We start from the raw sequence: 23,603 nt of genomic DNA on the forward strand, positions 1-23,603 counted from the left end.
GATGACCATGAGCAGCCGGTGGCTGCGCGCTGTCGTGTGCGTCCTGCTGGTTGCGGTGGCCTCGGCCTGTTCCTCCTCGGCGGGGGGCCCGCGGATGCAGGTCGCGCCGACCCGCCAGGCCGACAAGGTGGCGCAGGAGGTGCAGCCGCCGGCGGCTGCGGACATCAGGCGTTCCGCCGGCCAGTACTTCGGCGTCAGCACCTTCCGGACGCCCTCGGCCGAGGAGACGGCGGCGGTCGCCGCCGCGGCCGGGCAGAAGCCGACGATGCTCCAGTACTTCCTCGACTGGCGGAAGGAGTTCGACCCGGAGACCGTCCGCGAGATCTACCACCAGGGTGCCGTTCCCATGCTCACCTGGGAGCCGGGGGACGCTCCGTACGACGCGAGCCAGCCGTGGTACGCGCCCCGGCGGATCACCTCGGGAGACTTCGACGCCTACATCACCCGCTTCGCCCGCTCCGTGCGCGACCAGCGGTGGCCGGTGGTGCTGCGGTTCGCCCACGAGATGAACGGCGACTGGTATCCCTGGGGCAGCAACGTCAACGGCAACCGGTCCGGCGATCTCGCCGCCGCCTGGCGGCACGTGCACGACGTCTTCGCCCGCGAGAAGGTCGACAACGTGATCTGGCTCTGGAGCCCGAACGTGCTTCGCGGCACCACGGCCGACCTCGCCCCGCTCTATCCGGGCGACGACTACGTCGACTGGGTGGGCATGGATGCGTACGGCTTCGGTGAGGCCACCGCGTCGGAGGTGCTCGACCCCACCTACGCGGCCCTCCGGAAGATCACTTCCAAGCCGTTGATCATCGCCGAGACCGGGGCGAGGCCGGGGACGGGCAAACCCGCCTGGATCGCAGACCTCTTCCGGTGGCTGAAGGCGCACCCGCAGATGCTCGGCTTCGTCTGGTTCGAGCACAGCGTCGCCCAGGGCGGCAAGTTCGACTACCGCTTCGCCGCCGACCCCGAGGCCCGCGCGGCCTTCCGGTCGGGGATCGCCACTCTCCCCCTCCGGCGGTGGCCGGCGGCACCGCAACCCTGAACCGGGCGGACGGCGGCGCCGCACCCGGGGTCAGAGCTTGCGGAGCAGGGCGCGGCGCACCTTGTGGTCGCCGCCCTTCTGCAGCACCAGGGTCGCCCGGCCGCGGGTCGGCAGGACGTTCTCCACGAGGTTGGGCTTGTTGATGGTGCGCCACACCTGGCGGCCGTAGTCCATCGCCTCCTCCTCCGGCACCTCGGTGAAGCGGCGGAAGTAGGAGCTCGGGTCCTGGAACGCCGTCTCGCGCAGTTTGCGGAAGCGGTCGAGGTACCAGGTCTCGATGTCGTCGGTGCGCGCGTCGACGTAGATCGAGAAGTCGAAGTAGTCGGCGACGGCCAGGCGGGTGCGGCCGTCGCTGCCGGGCAGCGCGGGCTGCAGCACGTTCAGGCCCTCGACGATGAGGATGTCGGGGCGCTCCACGGTGAGCCGCCGGTCCGGCACGATGTCGTACACCAGGTGCGAGTAGACCGGGGCCGTCACCCGCTCCTTGCCGGCCTTCACGTCGGCGACGAAGCGCATCAGGGCCCGCCGGTCGTACGACTCGGGGAACCCCTTGCGGGCCATCAGGCCGCGGCGCCGCAGCTCGGCGTTGGGCAGCAGGAAGCCGTCGGTGGTGACGAGCTCCACCCGGGGGTGCTCGGGCCAGCGGGCCAGCAGGGCCTTCAGCAGACGCGCGGTGGTCGACTTGCCGACCGCCACCGAGCCGGCCACGCCGATGACGAACGGCGTGCGGATGCGTTCGGTGTCCGGGGTGTCCAGGAAGGTGCCGACGGTGCTGCGCAGCTCGTGCGTCGCATGGATGTACAGGTTGAGCAGCCGGGAGAGCGGCAGGTAGACGTCGCGCACCTCGTCGAGGTCGAGGGCGGTGCCCAGGCCGCGCAGCCGTTCGACCTCCTCGGCGGTCAGGGGCATCGGGGTGCGCTCGCGCAGAGCGCTCCACTCGGCCCGGTCCAGATCCACGTACGGGGAGGGGGTGGGCGCCTGGGTGGGGGCGCCCCGCGTACAGAGTTCGGTCAGCACATCCTCCATTGTGGGCCGAAGCGGCCCCGGCGGGTGCTGTGGTGTCGGTCACGCGCGGTTGCCGGACGGCGTGGCCGGGGTGAGCGGCATGCGTGGGCTGCGTGAACGGAACGCCGCATATGCTGGCACGCATGTGCGGAATCGTTGGATATGTGGGGTCCCAGACGGCCCTCGACGTAGTGATCGCAGGTCTGCAACGGCTGGAGTACCGCGGGTACGACTCCGCCGGTGTGGCCGTGCAGACCCAGGGGCTCGACGGGCAGTGGAGCCTCGCCACGGACAAGCGGGCGGGCAAGCTCGCCAACCTTGAGAAGTCGCTGGCCGAGACCCCTCTCCCGGCCGGCACCACGGGCATCGGCCACACCCGGTGGGCCACCCACGGCGGTCCGACGGACGCCAACGCCCACCCCCACCTGGACGACGACCGCAAGGTCGCGGTCGTCCACAACGGCATCATCGAGAACTTCGCGCAGCTGCGCGCCGAGATCGCCGGGCGCGGCCACACCCTGCGCTCGGAGACCGACACCGAGGTCGTCGCCCACCTGCTGGGCGAGGCCTACGACGGTGACCTGGCGGAGGCCATGCGGGCCGTCTGCCGCCGCCTGGACGGCGCCTTCACCCTCGTCGCCGTGCACGCCGACGCCCCGGACGTCGTCGTCGGCGCCCGCCGCAACTCCCCGCTGGTCGTCGGCCGCGGCGAGGGCGAGAACTTCCTCGCCTCCGACGTCTCCGCCTTCATCGCGCACACCCGTGAGGCGATCGAGCTCGGCCAGGACCAGGTCGTCGAGCTGCGCCGCGAGGGCGTCCTCGTGACGAACTTCGACGGCACCCCGGCCGAGGTGCGCGAGTACCACGTCGACTGGGACGCCTCCGCCGCCGAGAAGGGCGGCTACGACTACTTCATGCTCAAGGAGATCGCCGAGCAGCCGAAGGCCGTCGCCGACACCCTCCTCGGCCGCATCGGCACCGACGGCCGCCTGCACCTCGACGAGCTGCGCATCCCCGACCAGGTGCTGCGCGAGGTCGACAAGGTCGTCATCGTCGCCTGCGGCACCGCCTTCCACGCCGGCATGATCGCCAAGTACGCGATCGAGCACTGGACCCGCATCCCCTGCGAGGTCGAGGTCGCCAGCGAGTTCCGCTACCGCGACCCGATCATGGACGACCGCACCCTGGTCGTCGCCATCTCGCAGTCCGGCGAGACCATGGACACCCTGATGGCGCTGCGCCACGCCCGCGAGCAGGGCGCCAAGGTGCTGGCGATCTGCAACACCAACGGCTCGACGATCCCGCGCGAGTCCGACGCGGTGCTCTACACGCACGCCGGCCCGGAGGTCGCGGTCGCCTCGACCAAGGCGTTCCTCACCCAGCTGGTCGCCTGCTACCTCGTGGCGCTCTACCTCGGCCAGGTGCGCGGCACCAAGTGGGGCGACGAGATCGTCGGCATCATCCGCGAGCTCGGCGACGCCCCCAGGGCCATCGAGCAGGTGCTGGAGACCATGGAGCCCGTCCGCGAGCTGGCGCGCTCGCTGGCCGACGCGAAGTCGGTGCTCTTCCTCGGCCGCCACGTGGGCTTCCCGGTCGCCCTGGAGGGCGCGCTGAAGCTCAAGGAGCTCGCGTACATGCACGCCGAGGGCTTCGCCGCCGGCGAGCTCAAGCACGGTCCGATCGCCCTGATCGAGGAGGGCCTGCCGGTCGTCGTGGTCGTGCCGTCGCCGCGCGGCCGCTCGATCCTGCACGACAAGATCGTCTCCAACATCCAGGAGATCCGGGCCCGCGGCGCGCGCACCATCGTGATCGCCGAGGAGGGCGACGAGGCGGTCGTGCCGTACGCCGACCACCTGATCCGCATCCCGGCGACCCCGGTGCTGCTCCAGCCGCTGGTGTCGACGGTGCCGCTGCAGGTGTTCGCCTGCGAGCTGGCCACCGCCAAGGGCCACGAGGTCGACCAGCCGCGCAACCTCGCGAAGTCCGTCACCGTCGAGTAGCCGACGTCCGGCACGGGGCCCCTGCGGCGGCTGCGCCCTACCGCAGGGGCCCCGTGTCGAGCGCGAACGAGAACGGGGCCGGCAGGTCCAGCGGCTTGCCGAACGACACCTGGACGTGCGCGGTGTAGTCGCCGTCCTCCGGGTCGGTGAAGAGCACCACGTCCGCCCTGCTGCGGTCGATCAGCAGGTAACAGGGCACACCCGCAGCTGCGTAGCCCCGGCGCTTGGCCTCCCGGTCCCTGGCCGGGTTGGTGGACGTGATCTCGAAGACCAGCAGCACGCCCGACGCGTCCGCCCACGGCGCGCTGTCCTCGAAGTGCCCCACCGGGCTGAGCGTGCCGTCCGGGACGAACCGGCCGCCCGGGGTGACGAGGCCCTTCGTCCCGGCGAGGTCGAGCTCGACCGCGGATCTGCGCATGAACTGCCGGTTGAGCAGTGCGAACGCGGTCTCGTGCGATCCGTCCGGCGGCGGTGTCACGACGATCTCCCCTTCGATGAGCTCGGCCTTGAAGCCCGGCGGGGTGTCCAGCTCCAGGAACGCGCGGAGCAGGTCGTCCGCAGGCAGCGGGTGCTCGACGGCTGGCATGGCGACCATGGCCCTTCTCCCTCCTGCCGATCGGTGCCGCACCGCACGGTAGGCGTACGGACCGGTCCGGGAGGGTGATCGAAGCGGTACTCACCCGAAAGTGTGCCGTACAGTCCCCGGCATCGGACGGTGTCGGACGGTGTCGTGAAGGAGTGCGCGGGTGATCATCGGGGTCGGCATCGACGTCGCGGAGATCGAGCGGTTCGGGGAGTCGCTGGAACGCACCCCGCAGCTCGCGGACCGGCTGTTCACCGAGGCCGAGCTGCACCTGCCGTCGGGCGCCCGCCGCGGCACCGCCTCGCTCGCCGCCCGCTTCGCCGCGAAGGAGGCCCTCGCGAAGGCGCTCGGTGCGCCCGCCGGCCTGCACTGGACCGACGCCGAGGTGCACACCGAGGACTCCGGCCGGCCCGTGCTGCGGGTCACCGGCACCGTCGCCGCCCGCGCCGCCGAACTCGGCGTCCGTTCGTGGCACGTGTCGCTCAGTCACGACGCGGGCGTAGCGTCGGCGGTAGTGATCGCCGAAGGCTGACGCGCCGCCGGGCGCGTCCGAGGAGGGCCCCGCATGCGCCACGCACACACCGCCGAACACGTCCGCGCCGCCGAGGCCGCCCTGATGGCCCGCCTCCCCGAGGGCACCCTGATGCAGCGCGCCGCGGCCGGCCTCGCCGCGACCTGCGCCCGCCTCCTGCCCCGCGTGTACGGCGCCCGGGTGCACGTCCTCGCCGGCAGCGGCGACAACGGCGGTGACGCGCTGTACGCCGGTGCCGCGCTCGCCCGCCGCGGCGCCCGGGTCTCCGCCGTCCTGCTGTCGCCCGGCCGCGCGCACCCGGGCGGCCTCGCCGCGCTGCGCGCCGCGGGCGGACGGGTGACCGCCGGGCCGGACGGCCCCGCCGCGTTCGAGCGGGCCGACCTCGTGCTCGACGGCATCGTCGGCATCGGCGGGCGGGGCGGGCTGCGGCCCGAGGCGCAGCCGTACGCGGTGCTGCCGCGGCGCGGCCGGCTCGTCGCGGTCGACGTGCCCAGCGGTGTCGACGCGGACACCGGCGAGGTCGCCGGGGCCGCCCTCCGCGCCGACGTCACGGTCTGCTTCGGCACGTACAAGCCCGGGCTGCTCGTCGACCCGGGCGCCTCGTACGCCGGGGTGGTGCAACTGGTCGGGATCGGCCTCGACCTGCCGGAGCCCGCCGTGGCCGCCCTCCAGCACGCGGACGTCGCGGCGCTGCTCCCGGTGCCGGGCGCGGAGAGCGACAAGTACCGGCGGGGCGTCGTCGGTGTCGCGGCCGGGTCGGCGCGCTACCCGGGGGCGGCGCTGCTCGCCGTGGCGGGCGCCCTGCACGGCGGCGCGGGCGCGGTGCGCTACGCGGGCACGGCCGCCGCCGAGGTCGTGCGGCGCTTCCCGGAGGCCCTGGTGACCGGAGGCGGTCCCCGGGACGCCGGCCGGGTGCAGGCGTGGGTGGCGGGCCCGGGCTCCGGGGAGGGCGCCGCGGACGTGCTCGGCGAGGCCCTGGCCTCGGACGTGCCCGTGCTGGTCGACGCCGACGGTCTCACCGAACTCGCCCGGACCGGCCCGTCCGCGCTGGCCGGGCGGAGCGCGCCCGTGCTGCTCACCCCGCACACCGGCGAGGCCGCCCGGCTGCTCGCCGGGGCCGACGGGGGGCCGCCGCCCGCCGCGGACGACCTGGCCGCGGCCCGTCTCGCGACCGCCCGGCGGATCGCCGCCGCCTACCGGGCGACCGTGCTCCTCAAGGGCTCCACCACGGTGGTCGCCGCGCCCGACGGTGCCGTCCGGGTGAATCCGACCGGCACGTCCTGGCTGGCCACCGCCGGCAGCGGCGACGTGCTCTCGGGCCTCGCGGGGGCGCTCCTCGCCACCGGCCTCTCCCCGTTCGACGCCGCCTCGGCGGCCGCGTACCTGCACGGGCTGGCGGGCCGGGCCGCCGCTGACGGCGCGCCCGCCACCGCCCTCGGCATCGCCCGGGCGCTGCCGGCGGCCTGGCGGGCGGTCCGTACCGGTCCGAACGCCTGACCTGGGCGGAACCGTCCGCTCCGTACCGGCCCGAACGGCCGAACGGGGCGGAACCATCCGTTCCGTTTCGGGCGTCTTCCCCTGACGACCGCCGTGCCCGGCCGGGGTCGTGAGCCGGGCAGCGGCGCCGGTCTGGGAGACTGATACGCGATGACAACTGCGAAGACGACCGGGACCGCCGCCCTGACGAACGGGGTCCGCGCCGAGGCCGCCATCGATCTGGCCGCCCTGCGCGACAACCTCTCCGCGCTCGGGGCGCGCACCGATGCCGCACTGATGGCCGTGGTCAAGGCGGACGCCTACGGCCACGGCGCGCTGCCCTGCGCCCGCGAGGCGATCGCCGCGGGCGTCCGCTGGCTGGGCACGGCCACCCCCGAGGAGGCGCTGGCGCTGCGCGCCGCCGGCATCCGCCCCGAGCAGGCCCGCATCCTCTGCTGGCTGTGGACACCGGGCGGCCCGTGGCAGCAGGCGCTGCGCTCGCACGTCGACGTGGCCGTCAGCGGCCTGTGGGCGCTCGACGAGCTGCTTCCCGCCGTGCGCGAGACGGGCGTGCCGGGCCGCATCCACCTCAAGGCCGACACCGGGCTCGGCCGCAACGGCTGCCAGCCGCACGACTGGCCCGACCTCGTCGCCGCCGCGCTGCGCGCACAGGCCGAGGGCCTCGTCGAGATCGTCGGCCTCTGGTCGCACTTCGCCGCCGCCGACGAGCCCGGCCACCCCTCGATCCAGGCGCAGCTGGACGGCTTCGCCGATGCCGTCGCGTACGCCGAGGCCCAGGGCGTCCGCCCCGAGGTGCGGCACCTCGCGAACTCGCCGGCGACGCTGCTGCTCCCGCAGTCGCACTACGACCTCGTCCGGCCCGGCCTCGCCATGTACGGGCTGTCGCCGGTGCCGGACGTCGGCGGCCCCGCCGACTTCGGGCTGCGCCCGGTGATGTCGCTGACCGCCCGGCTGGCCCTCGTCAAGACGGTGCCCGGCGGCCACGGCGTCAGCTACGGCCACCACTACACGACCCCGGGCGACACCACCCTGGGCCTCGTCCCGGTCGGGTACGCCGACGGCATCCCGCGGCACGCCTCCAACACCGGCCCGGTGCAGATCGGCGGCAAGTGGCGCACGGTCGCCGGCCGGGTCGCGATGGACCAGTTCGTCGTCGACCTCGGCGGCGACGCGCCCGAGGTCGGCACCGAGGTCCTGGTGTTCGGCAGCGGCGAGCACGGCGAGCCGACGGCCGAGGACTGGGGCCGGGCCTCCGGCACCCTCAGCTACGAGATCATCACCCGGATCGGATCCCGGGTGCCGCGCCGCTACGTGGGCGCCGCCGGGGCCGGGACCTCATGACGGAGCCGGCCGGCACCAACCCCGTCGTCGCGGCGGCCCGGGTCGCCGGGTCGGCCTCCTCCGGCGTCAGCCGCGCCGGTCTGATCGGCATCTCCCTGGGCGTGGTCGCGGCCGGTGCCGCCGCCGGCGTGGCGATCGAACGCCTCACCGTCGGCCGGTCGATGCGCCGCCGGGCCCGCGAGGAGCTCGACGCCGCCGCCCCGTACGGCTCGCTGCGCGGCCGCCCGCGCACCGTCGCAGCCCCCGACGGCACCGAGCTCTACGTCGAGCTGGACGGCACCGGCTGGCCCGAACCCGGCGCCGAGCCGCCCGTCCGGCCCGAGGAGGACGGCCGTGCGCGGCGCGGCTGGTTCGCCCGCCGCCGCGGCGGCCCGGTCGACCGCAGCGGCCTGCCCGGCCTGCTCGCCGGCACCGGCGCACTCGCCCGGGCCGCCCAGGGCGCCGCCCCGGGCGCGCCCGGCCCCGCCGCCCCGCCGCTGACCGTCGTCTTCTGCCACGGCTACTGCCTCAGCCAGGACAGCTGGCACTTCCAGCGCGCCGCCCTGCGCGACGGCATGCGGCTGGTCTTCTGGGACCACCGCAGCCACGGCCGCTCGGAGCGCTCCCGTTCGTACCTCGCCGGTGAGCCGGCCTCCATCGACCAGCTCGGCGGCGACCTGAAGGCCGTGCTCGACGCGGCCGTGCCCGAGGGCCCGGTCGTGCTGGTCGGGCACTCCATGGGCGGCATGACGGTCATGGCGCTCGCCGACCAGCACCCGGAGCTGTTCCGCGAGCGGGTCGCCGGGGTCGCCCTCGTCGGCACCCTCGCCGGCGACTGGGACTCCGTCACCCTCGGCCTCCCGCCGATCGGCGCCAAGCTGCTCCGCCGGATCGCCCCCCTCACCGTGAAGCTGCTCGGCCGCCAGGTCGAGATCGTGGAGGCCACCCGACGGTTCGGCGCGGACGTCGCCGCGATCTTCTACCGCCGGTTCTCCTTCGGCTCGAACGACGTCGACCCGCAGGTCGCGAGGTTCGCCGAGCAGCTGCTCGACGCCACGCCGATCGACGTGGTCGCCGAGTTCTACCCGGCGTTCGGCCTGCACGACAAGAAGGCGGCGCTCGCCGCGCTGGACGGCATCCCAGTGCTCGTCCTCGCCGGCACCGAGGACCTCCTCACCCCGCCGTCGCACAGCGAGGACATCGCCCGGGCCCTGCCCGGGGCCGCGCTCGTCGTGCTGCCCGACACCGGGCACCTGCTGATGCTGGAACGCCCCGAAGCGGTCGACCTGCACCTGCTCGAACTGCTCCACCGCGCGGCCGGGCACGCCCACGCCGCCCCGCCGCCCGCCCCGCGCCCCGAACGCTGACCCCTCGCCGCGCGCCGCCACCGGAAGGACACCGACACCGCCATGGGCAACCAGCTCACCCTCACCGTCGCCACCCCCGAGCGGATGGGCCGGCTCGGCCGGGGCCTCGCCGCGCTGCTGCGCCCCGGTGACCTGGTGCTGCTCTCCGGGGAGCTGGGCGCCGGCAAGACCACGCTCACCCGCGGCCTGGGCCTGGGCCTGGGCGTCCGCGGGGCGGTGACCTCGCCGACCTTCGTCATCGCCCGGGTGCACCCGTCGCTGACCGGCGGCCCGGCGCTGGTGCACGTCGACGCGTACCGGCTCGGCGGCGGGCTGGACGAGATGGAGGACCTCGACCTGGACGTCTCGCTGCCGGAGTCGGTGGTGGTCGTGGAGTGGGGCGAGGGCAAGGTCGAGCAGCTCAGCGACGAGCGCCTGGAGGTGCGGATCGAACGGGCGATCGGCGCCGAGGCCGCCGACGACGACCTCGACCCGCGCCGCGTGACGGTGACCGGGCTCGGCGCCCGCTGGGGCGGCGCCGACCTCACGGTGCTGGGCGAGGGCTGAGCCGCACCCGCACCACCCGTCCGGGTGCCTCCCGGCCCGCCCCCGGCCTGCTCCCGGCCGCTCCGCCGGGCGGGCGTCCCGGCCTTCGCCCCAGCCTTCGTCCCGGCCGCGGTGGGCCGACGGTTACCGACACGGTGTCGGCAAGGTGTTGCGGCGCGGCGGCTGCTCGTGATGGGATGGACTCCGAGGTTAGGTCCGCCTAACTAGGGAGGCGCCCCATGTCGAGCACCACCCCCGCTGCGGCACCCACGCCGCAGGACCGGCCCGAGCGGACCGCGACCGCGGCCCCGGCCGGAGTCCCGATGCGGGCACTGCTGGCGGCCTGCGCGTCCGCCGCAGCCGTCTCCACCCCGCCCGCGCGCCCGGCGCCCGCACCGGCCCGCCCGGAGCCGTCCGCCCCGCCGCGGGCCGCCTGACCCGGCGGGCCGCCCGGCCGCCGCGGGACGGCCGCCCGGCGGGCCCGCCGGCCCTGCCCGGGGCGCCCGGTCCGGCCCGGTTCAGGGCGTCACGACCACCCGGGTGCCGGTCGGCGCGAAGTCCCACAGCAGCTGCCCGTCGGCCCGCGCCGAGCGGATCCCGCCCGTCCGCAGGCCCGCCTCCGGCGGCTCCGTCGAGCCGTCCACCGCGGCCGAGAAGCCGAACACCGTGCCGCTCTGCTGGGTGAACCGCACGACGTGCTCGATCTGCCGCCCGTCCGTGCCCTTCCCGGTGGCCGTGCGGCTGTACACGCTGTAGCTGCCCGGGGACGGCTCCGCCGAGCCCGGGGTCACCGCGAACGAGGCCTGCAGCTCCGGCGTCTTCCGCGGGTCGACCAGCCACACCCGGTGCCCGGCGATCGAGTACACGACGCGGTAGCCCGTACCGGAGGAGGCCGGCAGCGCCGGTGCGGTGGGAGCGGGCCCGCTGCTCGGCGCGGCCTCGGTGGCGGCACCGGCCGACGCCTCCGCGGCGGCGGCCCGCGACCCGGCGCCGTCCGCCTGCACGGCCAGCAGCGTCACGACGGCCATCGCCGCCGCCGTCAGCCCGGCGACCACCACGCCAGGACCCATCCTCACCACGTACGCTCCCGCCGCTCGCTCCACGTGTCGGGCCCCATCGTGCCAGGTCCGCACGGACGGACAGGGGCGATCCGATGGTGTGTTCCCCTCCCGTCCCGGGCCTGCCGCGTCCCGCCCCCGCCCGTACCGCCGGGACGCCACCGCCGGACGACCCTCTAACCTTGGAGCCGTGCTGCTGCTCGCGTTCGACACCGCCACCCCCGCCGTCACCGCCGCCGTCCACGACGGCACCGCCGTCCTCGCCGAGTCCTACGAGGTCGACGCCAGACGGCACGGGGAGCTGCTCCTGCCCACCATCGACACGGTGCTCCGCAGCGCCGGCGTCGACAAGCGCGCGCTGACCGCCGTCGCGGTCGGCGTCGGCCCCGGCCCGTACACCGGCCTGCGGGTCGGCCTGGTGACGGCCGCCGCGCTCGGCGACGCGCTCGGCGTGCCCGTGCACGGCGTCTGCACGCTCGACGCGATCGCCCACCAGGCCCGCACCGAGGGCATGGCCGGGGCGTTCACCGCCGCCACCGACGCACGCCGCAAGGAGGTCTACTGGGCCTCGTACGACGCCGACGGCACCCGCACCGCGGGACCGTCCGTCGACCGGCCCGGCGACCTCGTCCCGCCGGCCCGCTCGGTCGGCGCGGGCGCCCTCCTCTACCCCGACGCCTTCCCCGGGGCGACCGGCCCCGCGCACGTCTCGGCCGGCGCGCTCGCCGCGTTCGCCGCCGCCGAACTCGCCGCCGGCCGCGACCTGCTGCCGAACGCCCCGCTCTACCTGCGCCGCCCGGACGCCCAGGTGCCCGCGGGCTACAAGGCGGTGCTTCCGGCATGACCGCCGTCACCCTCCGGCCGATGCGCTGGTGGGACATCGAGCCGGTGATGGAGCTCGAACTCCGGCTCTTCCCCGAGGACGCCTGGTCGCCCGCCATGTACTGGTCGGAGCTGGCCGAGGCGCACCCCGGCGGCACCCGCCACTACACCGTCGCCACCACCGGGGACGGCCGCGTCGTCGGCTACGCCGGCCTGATGGCCGTCGGCGCCGAGGGCGACGTCCAGACCATCGCCGTCGACGACCGCCTCCAGGGCGCCGGCCTCGGCAGCGCGCTGCTCACCGACCTCGTCGAGGAGTCCGCCCGCCGCGGCTGCACCGAACTGCTGCTGGAGGTCAGGGTCGACAACCTGCGCGCCCAGCGCCTCTACGAGCGGTTCGGCTTCCAGCCGGTCGGCGTCCGCCGCGGCTACTACCAGCCGGCGAACGTCGACGCGCTCGTCATGCGCCTCGACCACCCCACGCACGATTCGAAGGACCCGAAGAATGGCTGACGAACCGCTCGTCCTCGGCATCGAGACCTCCTGCGACGAGACCGGCGTCGGCATCGTCCACGGCACCACCCTGCTCGCCGACGCGGTCGCCTCCAGCGTCAACGACCACGCCCGGTACGGCGGCGTCGTGCCCGAGATCGCCAGCCGGGCGCACCTGGAGGCGATGGTCCCGACGATCCGGCGCGCCCTGGAGACCGCCGGGGTCAAGGCCTCCGACCTCGACGGCATCGCCGTCACCGCGGGCCCGGGCCTCGCCGGCGCCCTGCTGGTCGGCGTCTCCGCCGCCAAGGCGTACGCGTGGGCGCTCGACAAGCCGCTGTACGGCGTCAACCACCTGGCCTCGCACATCTGCGTCGACCAGCTGGAGCACGGCCGCCTCCCCGAGCCGACGATGGCCCTGCTGGTCTCCGGCGGCCACTCCTCGCTGCTGATCTCGGCCGACATCACCAGCGACGTCCGCCCGCTCGGCGCGACCATCGACGACGCGGCCGGCGAGGCCTTCGACAAGGTCGCCCGGGTGCTCGGCCTCGGCTTCCCCGGAGGCCCGATCGTCGACCGCACCGCCCGCGACGGCGACCCGAAGGCCATCGCCTTCCCCCGCGGCCTGAGCACCGCCGCCGACCCCGCCTACGACTTCTCCTTCTCCGGCCTGAAGACCGCCGTCGCCCGCTGGGTCGAGGCGAAGCGCCGCGCGGGCGAGGACGTGCCGGTGGCCGACGTCGCCGCCTCCTTCCAGGAGGCCGTCACCGACGTGCTCACCCGCAAGGCCGTCCGGGCGTGCAAGGACAACGGCGTCGACCACCTGATGATCGGCGGCGGCGTGGCCGCCAACTCCCGGCTGCGCGAGATGGCCCAGCAGCGCTGCGACCGGGCGGGCATCGTGCTGCGGGTGCCGCGGCCGGGCCTGTGCACCGACAACGGCGCGATGGTCGCCGCACTCGGCGCCGAGATGGTGCGCCGCAACCGCACGCCCTCGGCGTTCGACCTGTCCGCCGACTCCTCGCTCCCGGTCACCGAGGTGCACGTGCCGCACACCGACGTGCACGCGCACGCCCACGAGTCGCTGGGGTGACCCGCGCGCACATGTGGGAGGCCCGCGCCGCCGACGGCCGGGCCGCCGAACTGGAGCGCTGGGTACGGGAGACCGCCCTGCCCGCGCTGCGCCCCGCCGCGCCGCTGCGCAGCGAGGTGTTCACCGCCGACGGCGGGCGCGTCCTGCTGATCACGTGGTGGCCGGGCGAGCCGGGCGCCGTCCCCGACCCGCCGGCCGGGCTGCTCGCGCGACCCGTGCACCGCTGGTCGTTCACCAGTACGTATGTCGAGTAGCGTGCCTCTCTGAGAATTCGCACGATCCGGTGCCGGATCGCGGGTGGGGGAGCGCGCTGTGCCGAAGAGGTCCTGGGTCCGGGTTGCGGGGGCACTGGCCCTCCTGGCGGCCGTCGCGGCGTGCGGCGGCCCGCCGCACGGGCCCGCCGCGCCGCCCGCCCCCACCGGCCCGTCCGGCAGCCCGGCCGGCACCACCGCCGCGGCCGCACCTCCGGCCGACCCGGCCGCCGTCTGGGCGAAGTGGGGCCTCCAGCCGCTCCCCGCCGCCCCCGCCGCGCCCGCCGACAAGCCGGTCAAGCTGTCGGCCGACGGCGAGGTGCCGGTCTTCAGCGAGGTGCCCACCCACGACAGGGTCGTCTTCATCACTGTCGACGACGGCGCGGAGAAGGACCCGCGGTTCGTCGAGATGATGACCGACCTCAGGGTGCCGTTCTCGATGTTCCTGACCCGCGACATCGTCCGCGGCGACTACGGCTACTTCAAGCCGCTGCAGGCCCTCGGCAACCACATCCACAACCACAGCACCGACCACCCCGCGATGAGCACGGTCTCCCCGGAGCGGCAGCACGCCGAGGTGTGCGACGCCCAGGCGGCCCTCACCGAGCAGTACGGCACCGCCCCGCTGCTCTTCCGCCCGCCCTACGGGGACGGCGCGCACAGCGACGGGCTGCGCACCGCCGTCCGCGCCTGCGGCCCGCGCGCGGTCGTGCTGTGGCGGGAGTCGATGCAGATCCACAACATGCAGTACCAGGCCGCCGACAAGAAGCTGCGCCCGGGCGACATCATCCTCGCCCACTTCCGCGGCCCGAAGGACCTCAAGGGCGAGTCGATGACGAAGATGTTCGGCGAGCTGCTCAGCCGCATCCGGGAGCAGGGCTTCGCGGTCGCCCGCCTGGAGGACTACATCGACGCGGGCTGACCGAGCATCATCAGCGGCCCGTGGTCGGTGCGGCTGATGATCACCGTCACCTCGTGCGGCCCGCTCGGCCGCAGCTGCCGCCGCAGCTCCTCCGGAGTGATCGCGATCCCGCGCTTCTTGATCACCACGGTGCCCGCGCCGCGCTCCCGCAGCAGCGCCTTCAGCCGCTTGACGTTGTACGGCATCGCCTCGCCGATCTCGTACGCGTGCGCGTACGGCGTCGCGACCAGCCGGTCGGAGGTCAGGTAGGCGATCATCGGGTCGATCAGCCGCCCGCCGACCTGCGCGGCCACGTCGGAGACCAGCCGGGCCCGGATGACGGCGCCGTCCGGCTCGTACAGGTACCGGCCGACCGGCCCGGCCTCCGCGGGCAGCCCCGCCCCGGCGAGGCTGTGGCCGCCCGGCAGCACGGTGGCCCGGTACGGCTCGGCGGCGCCCGTGCCGAACCAGATCACCGCCTCCTTGACCTCGCCGTGGTCGGAGACCCACTCGGCCTCGGCGTCCCCGGGCACCAGCTCGTGCGGGATGCCCGGCGCGACCTTCAGCGCACCGAACGGCGTGCGCCGCGCCGCCTCGACGGCCCACGACAGCGGCGGCGAGTACGCCTCCGGGTCGAAGACCCGCCCGCGCGAGGTGCGCCGCGCGGGGTCGGTGAAGACCGCGTCGAAGCCGGACACGTCGATCCCGGCGACGTCCGAGCACCGCACCTCCACCAGCGCCGACAGCCCCAGCGCGGCCGCGTTCGCCTCCACCACGGCGCAGGTCAGCGGGTCGCGGTCGACGGCCAGCACCGACACGCCCGCCCGGGCCAGCGCGATCGCGTCGCCGCCGATGCCGCAGCACAGGTCGGCCAGCCGCCGCACGCCCAGCGCCGCGAACCGCTGCGCCCGCCACTCGGCGACGCTGCGCCGGGTCGCCTGCTCGACGCCGTCCGGGGTGAAGTACAGGGCGTCGGCGTCGTCGCCGAACTTCGCGCGGGCCCGCTGCCGCAGCCTGGCCTGCTCGAACGCGGCGCGGACGAGCTCCGCCGGGTGCTCGCGGCGCAGCCGGGTCGCGAGCGCCAGCTCCTGGTCGGGGGTGAAGGCGCGCAGCTCGGCGAGCAGGGCGCGGCCCTCGTCGGTCAGCAGGGCCCGGAACGATTCGATCTCCACCCGGCCATTGTCGCGGCTCGGGTCGGTTGCACCGGCCGCTGCCCGCGGCCACGGCGCCGAGCAGCAGCACCGCGGCCGGCAGCCCGTGCACGACGGCGGTGATCCACCGCCGGCCGCGTCCGCCGCGTCCGCCGCGCCGGTGCGTCGTGCATGAGTACGACTGCTCACCTCTTTCGCGACACACCCGCGTCTCCGTTGGCACTCTGGTTGACTGAGTGCTAACCGCGGCCTATGGTCGTTCCTGGCACTCCCCCCGGGTGAGTGCCAACGCGACGAGCGAGCCTGACCCCCGCGACGGCAGGCCTGCTGACATCGCCCTTTCCTGTTAGACAACCCCGTAATCTCCGAAGGGGAACTCGGACGTGACCACCAGCAGCAAGGTTGCCATCAAGCCGCTCGAGGACCGCATTGTGGTCCAGCCGCTCGACGCCGAGACCACCACGGCCTCCGGCCTGGTTATCCCGGACACCGCCAAGGAGAAGCCCCAGGAGGGCGTCGTCCTGGCCGTCGGCCCGGGCCGTTTCGAGGACGGTCAGCGCCTGCCGCTCGACGTCGCCGTCGGTGACATCGTCCTGTACTCGAAGTACGGCGGCACCGAGGTCAAGTACCAGGGCGAGGAGTACCTCGTCCTCTCGGCTCGTGACGTTCTCGCCATCATCGAGAAGTAAGCCTCAGCAGCCCGCCCCGGAACCGCGTCAGCACTGACCCGGGCCCGGGGCGCGCTTGTTGGTCCATCCACACGGTCCGTCCGTAACACCCTTGAGGAAACGGGAACATGGCGAAGATCCTGCAGTTCAACGAGGACGCCCGCCGCTCGCTGGAGCGCGGTGTCAACAAGCTGGCCGACACCGTCAAGGTGACCATCGGCCCCAAGGGCCGCAACGTCGTCATCGACAAGAAGTTCGGCGCCCCCACCATCACCAACGACGGTGTGACGATCGCCCGCGAGGTCGAGCTCGACGACCCGTACGAGAACCTCGGCGCGCAGCTCGTCAAGGAGGTCGCCACCAAGACCAACGACGTCGCGGGTGACGGCACCACCACCGCCACCGTGCTCGCCCAGGCCCTGGTCAACGAGGGTCTGCGCAACGTCGCCGCCGGTGCCGGTCCGGCCGCCCTGAAGAAGGGCATCGACAAGGCCGTCGCCGCGGTCTCCGAGCACCTCCTCTCCATCGCCCGCGAGATCGAGGGCAAGGACGACGTCGCCGCCGTCGCCTCCCTCTCCGCGCAGGACACCCAGGTCGGCGAGCTCATCGCCGAGGCGATCGACAAGGTCGGCAAGGACGGTGTCATCACCGTCGAGGAGTCGAACACCTTCGGTGTCGAGCTCGAGTTCACCGAGGGCATGCAGTTCGACAAGGGCTACCTGTCGCCGTACTTCGTCACGGACGCGGAGCGCCAGGAAGCGGTCCTGGAGGACCCGTACGTCCTGATCAACCAGGGCAAGATCTCCTCCATCCAGGAGCTCCTCCCGCTGCTGGAGAAGATCCTGCAGGGCGGCGGCTCCCGCCCGCTGCTGATCATCGCCGAGGACGTCGACGGCGAGGCGCTGTCCACCCTCGTGGTGAACAAGATCCGCGGCACCTTCAACGCGGTGGCCGTCAAGGCCCCCGGCTTCGGCGACCGCCGCAAGGCGATCCTCGGCGACCTCGCCGTCCTCACCGGCGCGACCGTCATCTCCGAGGAGGTCGGCCTCAAGCTCGACCAGGCCGGCCTGGACGTGCTCGGCAGCGCCCGCCGCATCACCGTCACCAAGGACGAGACCATCCTCGTCGACGGTGCCGGCGACGCCGAGGGCGTGGCCGGCCGTGTCGGCCAGATCAAGGCCGAGATCGCCTCGACCGACTCCGACTGGGACCGCGAGAAGCTGCAGGAGCGCCTGGCCAAGCTGGCCGGCGGCGTCTGCGTCATCAAGGTCGGCGCCGCCACCGAGGTGGAGCTCAAGGAGCGCAAGCACCGTCTGGAGGACGCCATCTCCGCGACCCGCGCCGCGGTCGAGGAGGGCATCGTCGCCGGTGGCGGCGCCTCGCTCGTCCACGCGCAGAAGGTGCTGGACGGCGGCCTGGGCCTGTCGGGCGACGAGGCGACCGGTGTCGCGGTCGTCCGCAAGGCGCTCGCCGAGCCGCTGCGCTGGATCGCCCAGAACGCCGGCCTGGAGGGCTACGTCATCACCTCCAAGGTCGCCGACCTGGAGGACGGCCACGGCTACAACGCGGCCACCGGCGAGTACGGCGACCTCGTGAAGGCCGGCGTCATCGACCCGGTCAAGGTCACCCGCTCCGCCCTGGAGAACGCGGCGTCCATCGCCGCCCTGCTTCTCACCACCGAGACCCTCGTGGTGGAGAAGAAGGAGGAGGAGTCCGACAACGGCCACGCGCACGGCGGCCACGGTCACTCCCACTGACACCTGTCAGCCCCCGCGAGGCCCGGCCCCGCCCTGGACACCACGTCCGGGGCGGGCCGGGCCTCCGGCGTTTCCGCCCGCCGGGCGGACCCCCGCCCGCCTATACCCTGGGCGCATGATCGAGGCCCGCCATCTCCGCGTCCTGCGCGCCGTCGCCCGGACGGGCTCCTTCTCCGCCGCCGCGCGGGAGCTGGGCTGCACCCAGCCGGCGGTCAGCCAGCAGATGAAGGCGCTGGAGAAGTCGGTGGCGACCCCGCTGGTGGTGCGCTCCGGCCGGGGCATGCAGCTCAGCGAGGCGGGCGAGGTGCTGCTGAAGCACACCTCCGCGATCCTGGCGGGCCTGTCGGCCGCGGAGGAGGAGGTCGCCGCGATCGCCGGGCTGCGCTCGGGGCGGGTGCGGCTGGTGTCCTTCCCGACGGCCAGCTCCACCCTGGTGCCGCAGGCCGTGGCGCAGCTGCGGGCCGCCCGGCCCGGGGTGCGGGTCTCGCTGGTGGAGGCGGAGCCGCCGGAGTCCCTGGCGATGCTGCGGGCCGGCGAGTGCGAGGTGGCGCTGGCGTTCCGCTACCCGGGTGCGCACGGGGGTGCCGGGCCGGTGCCGGAGCCGCAGGCCCCGCCCCGGCAGGCGCGGGCGGAGGCGGCGCTGGAGGCCGCGGCGTCGGCCGCGGCGACCGACTGGTCGGAGCTCGTGGTGCGGCCGCTGCTGGACGACCCGCTGGTGGTGCTGGTCCCGGCAGGTCATCCGCTGGCGGACCGGGGTGCCCGGCCGGTGGCGCCGGCCGAGCTGGCGGAGGAGCCGTGGATCGCGGGCTGTCCGCAGTGCCGCGGCCATCTGGTGGAGCTGTGCGGCGAGGCGGGCTTCGCGCCGCGGATCGACTTCGCGACCGACGACTACCCTGCCGTGGTCGGACTGGTGGCGGCGGGCCTGGGTGTGGCGGTGCTGCCGGGGCTGGCGCTGCGGACGGTGCGCCGTGAGGGCGTCGCGGCGGTGCCCCTCGTGGCGGCGTCGGGGGAGCGGGCGCGGCGCGAGGTGGTGGCGCTGACGCTGCCGGACCTCGTCGGCGTGCCCGCGGTGCAGCTGATGATGGACCGGCTCACGGCGGTCGCCGCCGCACACTGACGGGCCGCGCTCACCGTTCGGCGGCGCGACTGAAACGTTTCTGCACAGCCTGGCGCGCCGGACCCTGGCGCTCCCGGCCCTGCCCCGGCGTCACCGCCGGATGTTGGCCGGCATCGCCAGCGGCACCTCGGCCAGCTGCCGGTTGCGCGCCCGGCCGAGCAGCTCCTCGCGCTCGTCCTCGGTCAGGCCTCCCCACACACCGTACGGCTCGCGGACGGCGAGGGCGTGCGCCGCGCACTCGGCGCGCACCGGGCACCGCATGCAGACCTCCTTCGCACTCGCCTCGCGCGAGCTGCGCGCAGCCCCGCGCTCGCCCTCGGGGTGGAAGAACAGCGAGCTGTCCACGCCCCGGCAGGCGGCGGAGAGCTGCCAGTCCCAGAGGTCTGCGTTGGGACCGGGGAGGCGGGAGAAATCTGCCATGGGTCATTCCCTTCAATCACTCGGAACTCGGGCTCGGACTCGACGGCTTCACAAGGACTCGGGGCCCGCTTGCTGCGGCGAGGCTGCACGGGGCCGGTACGGACACCTGGAAATATGACTTACGCCACTCACCAGGACAAGTCACCCACACACCGACACAACAGTCAATGACCGTATGGAAGCTATAAAAACGGACAAAAGGGGCATGGTGGTGGTCAGGCTCCGCGTGGCAATCGGGTGGCACTGCACCGGACCCCGGGGTGCGACCGCCCGGGTCCGGCCGCGCGCGCCGCGCGGTCCGTGCGCGGCCCGCACGAAACTGCGGCGTGTGCACCGCGAGGTGGCCCGTGTGTGATGGGTCGGCCACGTACAGTGGTGGTGATGGCCCCGAAGGCCGTAACTCATTCGAGTGACGGTCGTTGGATGTACGGAGGCGGTTAGCGGGTGCCGGACCTCGGGAACGATCGCGGTGGCATCGGCGATCAGAAACGGGGCCCGTCGCCAAACGGCCGTGTCGGAGAGAGTTCGTACCAGCCAGGAGGCTCAACGTGACGCGGATCAGCTGCGGAGGACGGTCATGACATCCGTCCTCGTCTGCGACGATTCCCCGCTCGCCCGGGAGGCGCTTCGCCGAGCGGTCGCGACCGTGCCCGGCGTCGACCGGGTGACCACTGCGACGAACGGTGAGGAGGTCCTCCGCCGCTGGGTGGCCGACCGCTCCGATCTCGTTCTGATGGACGTCCGCATGCCCGGCCTCGGCGGGGTGGAGACGGTCCGGCGGCTGCTGTCCGCCGACCCGGGCGCCCGCATCATCATGCTCACCGTCGCCGAGGACCTCGACGGCGTCGCCCTCGCGGTGGCCGCCGGCGCCCGCGGCTACCTGCACAAGGACGCCTCCCGCGCCGAGCTGCGGGCCACCGTCACCCAGGCCCTCGCCGACCCGACCTGGCGCCTGGCCCCCCGCCGGCTGCGCAGCCCCGACATGGGTGCGGCGCCGACCCTGACGGCCCGTGAGATCCAGGTGCTGGAGGGCATGAGCCACGGCCGCAGCAACGCGGAGATCGGGCGCGAGCTCTTCCTGTCCGAGGACACCGTCAAGACGCACGCCCGGCGGCTGTTCAAGAAGCTCGGCGCATCGGACCGCGCGCACGCCGTGGCGCTCGGTTTCCGCTGGGGTCTGGTCCGCTGAGGGGGTGCCGCCCGGCAGATCCCTTGGCCCGGACGTGTGACGTGGTGGTCCCGAGGCTGCACCATGGAGGAGTGGAGCACCTCGGGGACCAGCGGACAGGTACTGCGGAGACGAGTGCGACCGCAGAGGCGGCGACCGGTACAGCGGCGGGAGGTGGTGCGGTGGGTACGGCGTCCACGCATAACGTTCCGGTGCACAACTCCGGACGCGGTGCCGCGTTCCCGGAGTCGACCAGGCACCATGGACCGATGCGTGACGACGAGGCAGCCGCTCCGGCCGAGGCCCGGCCCGACGAGGCACAGCCCGACGGCCCGGAGGCCGTCTCGTACGCGCACCCCGCCGGGCCCCGCCGGCCGGTCCTGGGCAACGGCCCGTCCCCCCAGCTCAACGAGGTCGTCGCGGCTGCCGTCGCCGGGGAGGGCCCCGCCGTCGAGGCCCTCCTCGCCTACGTGCACCCGCTCGCCCTCCGCTACTGCCGCGGCCGGCTCGTCCGGCTGCCCGGCGGCGCCCGGCACCACGTGGACGACGTCGTCCAGGAGGTGTGCGTCGCGGTGCTCTGCGCACTGCCGCGCTACCGCGACGAGGGCCGGCCCTTCGAGGCCTTCGTGTACGGCATCGCCGCCCACAAGATCGCCGACCTGCAGCGGGCCGCGATGCGCGGCCCCGGCTCCACCGTGATCCCGCCCGACGGCCTGCCGGAGACCGCCGACGAGTCGCTCGGCCCGGAGGAGCGCGCGCTGCTCAGCAGCGACGCCGCCTGGATCAAGGAACTGCTCTCCAACCTGCCCGCCCGCCAGCGCGAACTCGTGCTGCTGCGGGTCGCCGCCGGGCTGTCCGCCGAGGAGACGGGCGAGGTGCTCGGCATGTCGCCCGGCGCCGTGCGCGTCGCCCAGCACCGTGCGCTCAGCCGGCTGCGGGCGCTCGCGGAAGAGTCCTCCTGATCCTGGTGTTGTCCAGGAGGCGCCATCCGACACGCCGGACGCCGGTACCATGGGGTATCGGCGCCTGGGCAGGTCGCCAAAGTTTCGTGGGTGCGGTCGGGGTTCCCCTGGAGGAACCTCCAGCATTGCGGCGTCTTGGCGAATCGGTCCGTGCCGGTGTGTGCGGGGTGTGACGCCGGACCTGCTCCGGTGCCCCACCCTCCGAGACCCACGCGTCCGGACACCCTCATCCGGAAGCGATCAGATCAGCGGCCGCCACGGAAGGTCCCCAGAAATGTCTTACAACGCCGCAGGCGTACCCGAGAAGTTCGCGATGCTCGGGCTCACGTACGACGACGTCCTGCTGCTGCCGGGGGCCTCCGGGGTGCTCCCCAACGAGGTCGACACCTCCTCGCGCGTCTCCCGCAACGTCCGGGTGAACATCCCGCTGCTCTCCGCGGCGATGGACAAGGTCACCGAGTCGCGGATGGCCATCTCCATGGCCCGCCAGGGCGGCGTCGGCGTGCTGCACCGCAACCTCTCCGTCGAGGACCAGGCCAACCAGGTCGACCTGGTGAAGCGCTCCGAGTCCGGCATGGTCGCGGACCCGATCACGGTCGGCCCCGAGGCGACGCTCGCCGACGCCGACGCGCTCTGCGCGAAGTTCCGCATCAGCGGCGTCCCGGTCGCCACCCCCGAGGGCCGCCTGCTCGGCATCGTCACCAACCGCGACATGGCCTTCGAGCCCGACCGCAGCCGCAAGGTCGCGGAGATCATGACCCCGATGCCGCTGATCACCGGCAAGGTCGGCATCTCCGGCGTGGACGCGATGGCGCTGCTGCGCCGCCACAAGATCGAGAAGCTGCCGCTGGTCGACGACGAGGGCCGGATCAAGGGCCTCATCACCGTCAAGGACTTCGTCAAGGCCGAGCAGTACCCGAACGCCGCCAAGGACGCCGAGGGCCGCCTGCTCGTCGGCGCCGCCGTCGGCGCCTCCGCCGAGGCCTTCGACCGCGCCCAGGCCCTGGTCTCCGCCGGCGTCGACTTCCTCGTCGTCGACACCTCGCACGGCCACAGCCACAACGCGCTCGCCTGGATCGAGAAGATCAAGTCGGCCGTCCCCGTCGACGTGGTCGGCGGCAACGTCGCCACCCGCGACGGCGCCCAGGCCCTGATCGACGCCGGCGTCGACGGCGTCAAGGTCGGCGTCGGCCCCGGCTCGATCTGCACCACCCGCGTCGTCGCCGGCATCGGCGTGCCGCAGGTCACCGCGATCTACGAGGCCGCCGTCGCCTGTCAGGCGGCCGGCGTGCCGGTCATCGGCGACGGCGGCCTGCAGTACTCGGGCGACATCGGCAAGGCGCTCGCCGCCGGTGCCGACACCGTGATGCTCGGCTCGCTGCTGGCCGGCTGCGAGGAGTCGCCCGGCGAGCTGATGTTCATCAACGGCAAGCAGTTCAAGTCGTACCGCGGCATGGGCTCGCTCGGCGCCATGCAGTCGCGCGGCCAGGGCCGCTCGTACTCCAAGGACCGCTACTTCCAGGCCGAGGTCTCCTCCGACGACAAGCTCGTGCCCGAGGGCATCGAGGGCCAGGTGCCCTACCGCGGCCCGCTCTCGGCCGTGCTGCACCAGCTGGTCGGCGGCCTGCGGCAGACCATGGGCTACGTCGGCGCGGCCACCGTCGCCGAGATGGAGAGCAAGGGCCGGTTCGTCCGGATCACCTCGGCGGGCCTCAAGGAGAGCCACCCGCACGACATCCAGATGACCGTCGAGGCCCCGAACTACACCAGCCGGGGCTGACCCCCCGTCGTCCGCAGGGCCCGTGCCGCACCCGGCGCGGGCCCTGCGCGCTGCCCGGGGCGTCCGGCCCGCGGGTGGCCGCGGCACGGCGGCGG

General features: G+C 74.2%; 24 protein-coding genes. 19 read left to right on the forward strand and 5 right to left on the reverse strand.

Annotated elements, in window-relative coordinates; genetic code table 11:
• Position 1: 1 nt before the first annotated feature.
• On the forward strand, positions 2 to 1,039 hold the full coding sequence (locus SNE206_RS11185) for a glycoside hydrolase family 26 protein (RefSeq protein ID WP_407913026.1): 1,038 nt from the start codon (positions 2 to 4) through the stop codon (positions 1,037 to 1,039).
• A 30-nt stretch (positions 1,040 to 1,069) separates the two neighbouring features.
• Here the strand turns inward: SNE206_RS11185 and coaA are convergent, their stop codons facing one another.
• The gene (coaA, locus tag SNE206_RS11190; protein ID WP_407913027.1) at positions 1,070 to 2,065 is read right to left on the reverse strand and encodes a type I pantothenate kinase; all 996 of its coding nucleotides are present in this window, start codon (positions 2,063 to 2,065) and stop codon (positions 1,070 to 1,072) included.
• Positions 2,066 to 2,187: 122 nt separating this feature from the next.
• Between coaA and glmS the strand changes: the two genes are divergently transcribed.
• Positions 2,188 to 4,044, forward strand: a complete 1,857-nt coding sequence (gene glmS / locus SNE206_RS11195) for a glutamine--fructose-6-phosphate transaminase (isomerizing) (protein WP_407913028.1) — start codon at positions 2,188 to 2,190, stop codon at positions 4,042 to 4,044.
• Positions 4,045 to 4,081: 37 nt separating this feature from the next.
• Here glmS and SNE206_RS11200 read toward each other — a convergent pair whose 3' ends face one another.
• Complete coding sequence (locus SNE206_RS11200; RefSeq protein WP_407913029.1) at positions 4,082 to 4,639, reverse strand: Uma2 family endonuclease; 558 nt, start codon at positions 4,637 to 4,639, stop codon at positions 4,082 to 4,084.
• 151 nt (positions 4,640 to 4,790) lie between these two features.
• Between SNE206_RS11200 and SNE206_RS11205 the strand changes: the two genes are divergently transcribed.
• The 6 genes from SNE206_RS11205 (at position 4,791) to SNE206_RS11230 (ending at position 10,305) form a co-directional block, all read left to right on the forward strand.
• The gene (locus tag SNE206_RS11205; RefSeq protein WP_407913030.1) at positions 4,791 to 5,159 is read left to right on the forward strand and encodes a holo-ACP synthase; all 369 of its coding nucleotides are present in this window, start codon (positions 4,791 to 4,793) and stop codon (positions 5,157 to 5,159) included.
• A 33-nt stretch (positions 5,160 to 5,192) separates the two neighbouring features.
• The gene (locus SNE206_RS11210; RefSeq protein WP_407913031.1) at positions 5,193 to 6,656 is read left to right on the forward strand and encodes an NAD(P)H-hydrate dehydratase; all 1,464 of its coding nucleotides are present in this window, start codon (positions 5,193 to 5,195) and stop codon (positions 6,654 to 6,656) included.
• 150 nt (positions 6,657 to 6,806) lie between these two features.
• Positions 6,807 to 7,997 carry an alanine racemase gene (gene alr / locus SNE206_RS11215; protein WP_407913032.1) on the forward strand — a complete coding sequence of 397 codons (1,191 nt, stop codon included), beginning with the start codon at positions 6,807 to 6,809 and terminating at the stop codon, positions 7,995 to 7,997.
• The gene (locus SNE206_RS11220) at positions 7,994 to 9,343 is read left to right on the forward strand and encodes an alpha/beta fold hydrolase (RefSeq protein ID WP_407913033.1); all 1,350 of its coding nucleotides are present in this window, start codon (positions 7,994 to 7,996) and stop codon (positions 9,341 to 9,343) included. The genes alr and SNE206_RS11220 overlap by 4 nt, the downstream gene beginning before the upstream one ends.
• 42 nt (positions 9,344 to 9,385) lie before the next feature.
• Positions 9,386 to 9,889, forward strand: coding sequence for a tRNA (adenosine(37)-N6)-threonylcarbamoyltransferase complex ATPase subunit type 1 TsaE (gene tsaE, locus SNE206_RS11225; protein ID WP_407913034.1), 504 nt, complete (start codon positions 9,386 to 9,388; stop codon positions 9,887 to 9,889).
• 218 nt (positions 9,890 to 10,107) lie between these two features.
• Positions 10,108 to 10,305, forward strand: coding sequence for a hypothetical protein (locus SNE206_RS11230; RefSeq protein WP_407913035.1), 198 nt, complete (start codon positions 10,108 to 10,110; stop codon positions 10,303 to 10,305).
• A gap of 81 nt (positions 10,306 to 10,386) precedes the next feature.
• On the opposite strand, the gene SNE206_RS11235 is transcribed toward SNE206_RS11230, so the two are convergent.
• Positions 10,387 to 10,938, reverse strand: a complete 552-nt coding sequence (locus tag SNE206_RS11235) for a hypothetical protein (RefSeq protein WP_407913263.1) — start codon at positions 10,936 to 10,938, stop codon at positions 10,387 to 10,389.
• Positions 10,939 to 11,116: 178 nt separating this feature from the next.
• Between SNE206_RS11235 and tsaB the strand changes: the two genes are divergently transcribed.
• The 5 genes from tsaB to SNE206_RS11260 are packed head-to-tail and all read left to right on the forward strand — an operon-like array spanning position 11,117 to position 14,506.
• A complete protein-coding gene (gene tsaB, locus SNE206_RS11240) occupies positions 11,117 to 11,770 on the forward strand; it encodes a tRNA (adenosine(37)-N6)-threonylcarbamoyltransferase complex dimerization subunit type 1 TsaB (protein WP_407913143.1) in 654 nt (217 codons plus the stop codon).
• Entirely contained in the window at positions 11,767 to 12,261 is a 495-nt protein-coding gene (rimI, locus tag SNE206_RS11245) for a ribosomal protein S18-alanine N-acetyltransferase (protein ID WP_407913144.1), read from the forward strand. Before tsaB ends, rimI begins: the two co-directional genes overlap by 4 nt.
• Complete coding sequence (gene tsaD, locus SNE206_RS11250; protein WP_407913145.1) at positions 12,254 to 13,333, forward strand: tRNA (adenosine(37)-N6)-threonylcarbamoyltransferase complex transferase subunit TsaD; 1,080 nt, start codon at positions 12,254 to 12,256, stop codon at positions 13,331 to 13,333. The genes rimI and tsaD overlap by 8 nt, the downstream gene beginning before the upstream one ends.
• Positions 13,330 to 13,587 carry a hypothetical protein gene (locus tag SNE206_RS11255; protein WP_407913146.1) on the forward strand — a complete coding sequence of 86 codons (258 nt, stop codon included), beginning with the start codon at positions 13,330 to 13,332 and terminating at the stop codon, positions 13,585 to 13,587. Before tsaD ends, SNE206_RS11255 begins: the two co-directional genes overlap by 4 nt.
• Before the next feature lie 58 nt (positions 13,588 to 13,645).
• Positions 13,646 to 14,506, forward strand: a complete 861-nt coding sequence (locus tag SNE206_RS11260) for a polysaccharide deacetylase family protein (RefSeq protein WP_407913147.1) — start codon at positions 13,646 to 13,648, stop codon at positions 14,504 to 14,506.
• On the opposite strand, the gene SNE206_RS11265 is transcribed toward SNE206_RS11260, so the two are convergent.
• Positions 14,488 to 15,657: a THUMP-like domain-containing protein gene (locus SNE206_RS11265; protein WP_407913148.1), complete on the reverse strand. Its 1,170-nt coding sequence runs from the start codon at positions 15,655 to 15,657 to the stop codon at positions 14,488 to 14,490. The genes SNE206_RS11260 and SNE206_RS11265 overlap by 19 nt on opposite strands.
• A gap of 362 nt (positions 15,658 to 16,019) precedes the next feature.
• Between SNE206_RS11265 and groES the strand changes: the two genes are divergently transcribed.
• The 3 genes from groES to SNE206_RS11280 all read left to right on the forward strand — a co-directional run bounded on the left by groES (position 16,020) and on the right by SNE206_RS11280 (position 19,178).
• The gene (groES, locus tag SNE206_RS11270; protein WP_014136232.1) at positions 16,020 to 16,325 is read left to right on the forward strand and encodes a co-chaperone GroES; all 306 of its coding nucleotides are present in this window, start codon (positions 16,020 to 16,022) and stop codon (positions 16,323 to 16,325) included.
• Positions 16,326 to 16,432: 107 nt separating this feature from the next.
• Positions 16,433 to 18,061 carry a chaperonin GroEL gene (gene groL / locus SNE206_RS11275; protein WP_407913149.1) on the forward strand — a complete coding sequence of 543 codons (1,629 nt, stop codon included), beginning with the start codon at positions 16,433 to 16,435 and terminating at the stop codon, positions 18,059 to 18,061.
• A gap of 115 nt (positions 18,062 to 18,176) precedes the next feature.
• Positions 18,177 to 19,178 (forward strand): LysR family transcriptional regulator, encoded by a 1,002-nt coding sequence (locus SNE206_RS11280; RefSeq protein ID WP_407913150.1) that lies wholly within the window; start codon positions 18,177 to 18,179, stop codon positions 19,176 to 19,178.
• A 90-nt stretch (positions 19,179 to 19,268) separates the two neighbouring features.
• On the opposite strand, the gene SNE206_RS11285 is transcribed toward SNE206_RS11280, so the two are convergent.
• A complete protein-coding gene (locus SNE206_RS11285) occupies positions 19,269 to 19,598 on the reverse strand; it encodes a WhiB family transcriptional regulator (RefSeq protein WP_407913151.1) in 330 nt (109 codons plus the stop codon).
• A gap of 577 nt (positions 19,599 to 20,175) precedes the next feature.
• Between SNE206_RS11285 and SNE206_RS11290 the strand changes: the two genes are divergently transcribed.
• From SNE206_RS11290 to guaB, 3 genes are all read left to right on the forward strand, one after another.
• A complete protein-coding gene (locus tag SNE206_RS11290; RefSeq protein WP_014136228.1) occupies positions 20,176 to 20,787 on the forward strand; it encodes a response regulator transcription factor in 612 nt (203 codons plus the stop codon).
• 248 nt (positions 20,788 to 21,035) lie between these two features.
• Positions 21,036 to 21,728 (forward strand): RNA polymerase sigma factor ShbA, encoded by a 693-nt coding sequence (gene shbA / locus SNE206_RS11295; RefSeq protein WP_407913152.1) that lies wholly within the window; start codon positions 21,036 to 21,038, stop codon positions 21,726 to 21,728.
• A gap of 274 nt (positions 21,729 to 22,002) precedes the next feature.
• Positions 22,003 to 23,508, forward strand: a complete 1,506-nt coding sequence (gene guaB, locus SNE206_RS11300) for an IMP dehydrogenase (RefSeq protein ID WP_407913153.1) — start codon at positions 22,003 to 22,005, stop codon at positions 23,506 to 23,508.
• Positions 23,509 to 23,603: the final 95 nt, after the last annotated feature.

It is taken from the genome of Kitasatospora sp. NE20-6 (assembly GCF_045862635.1).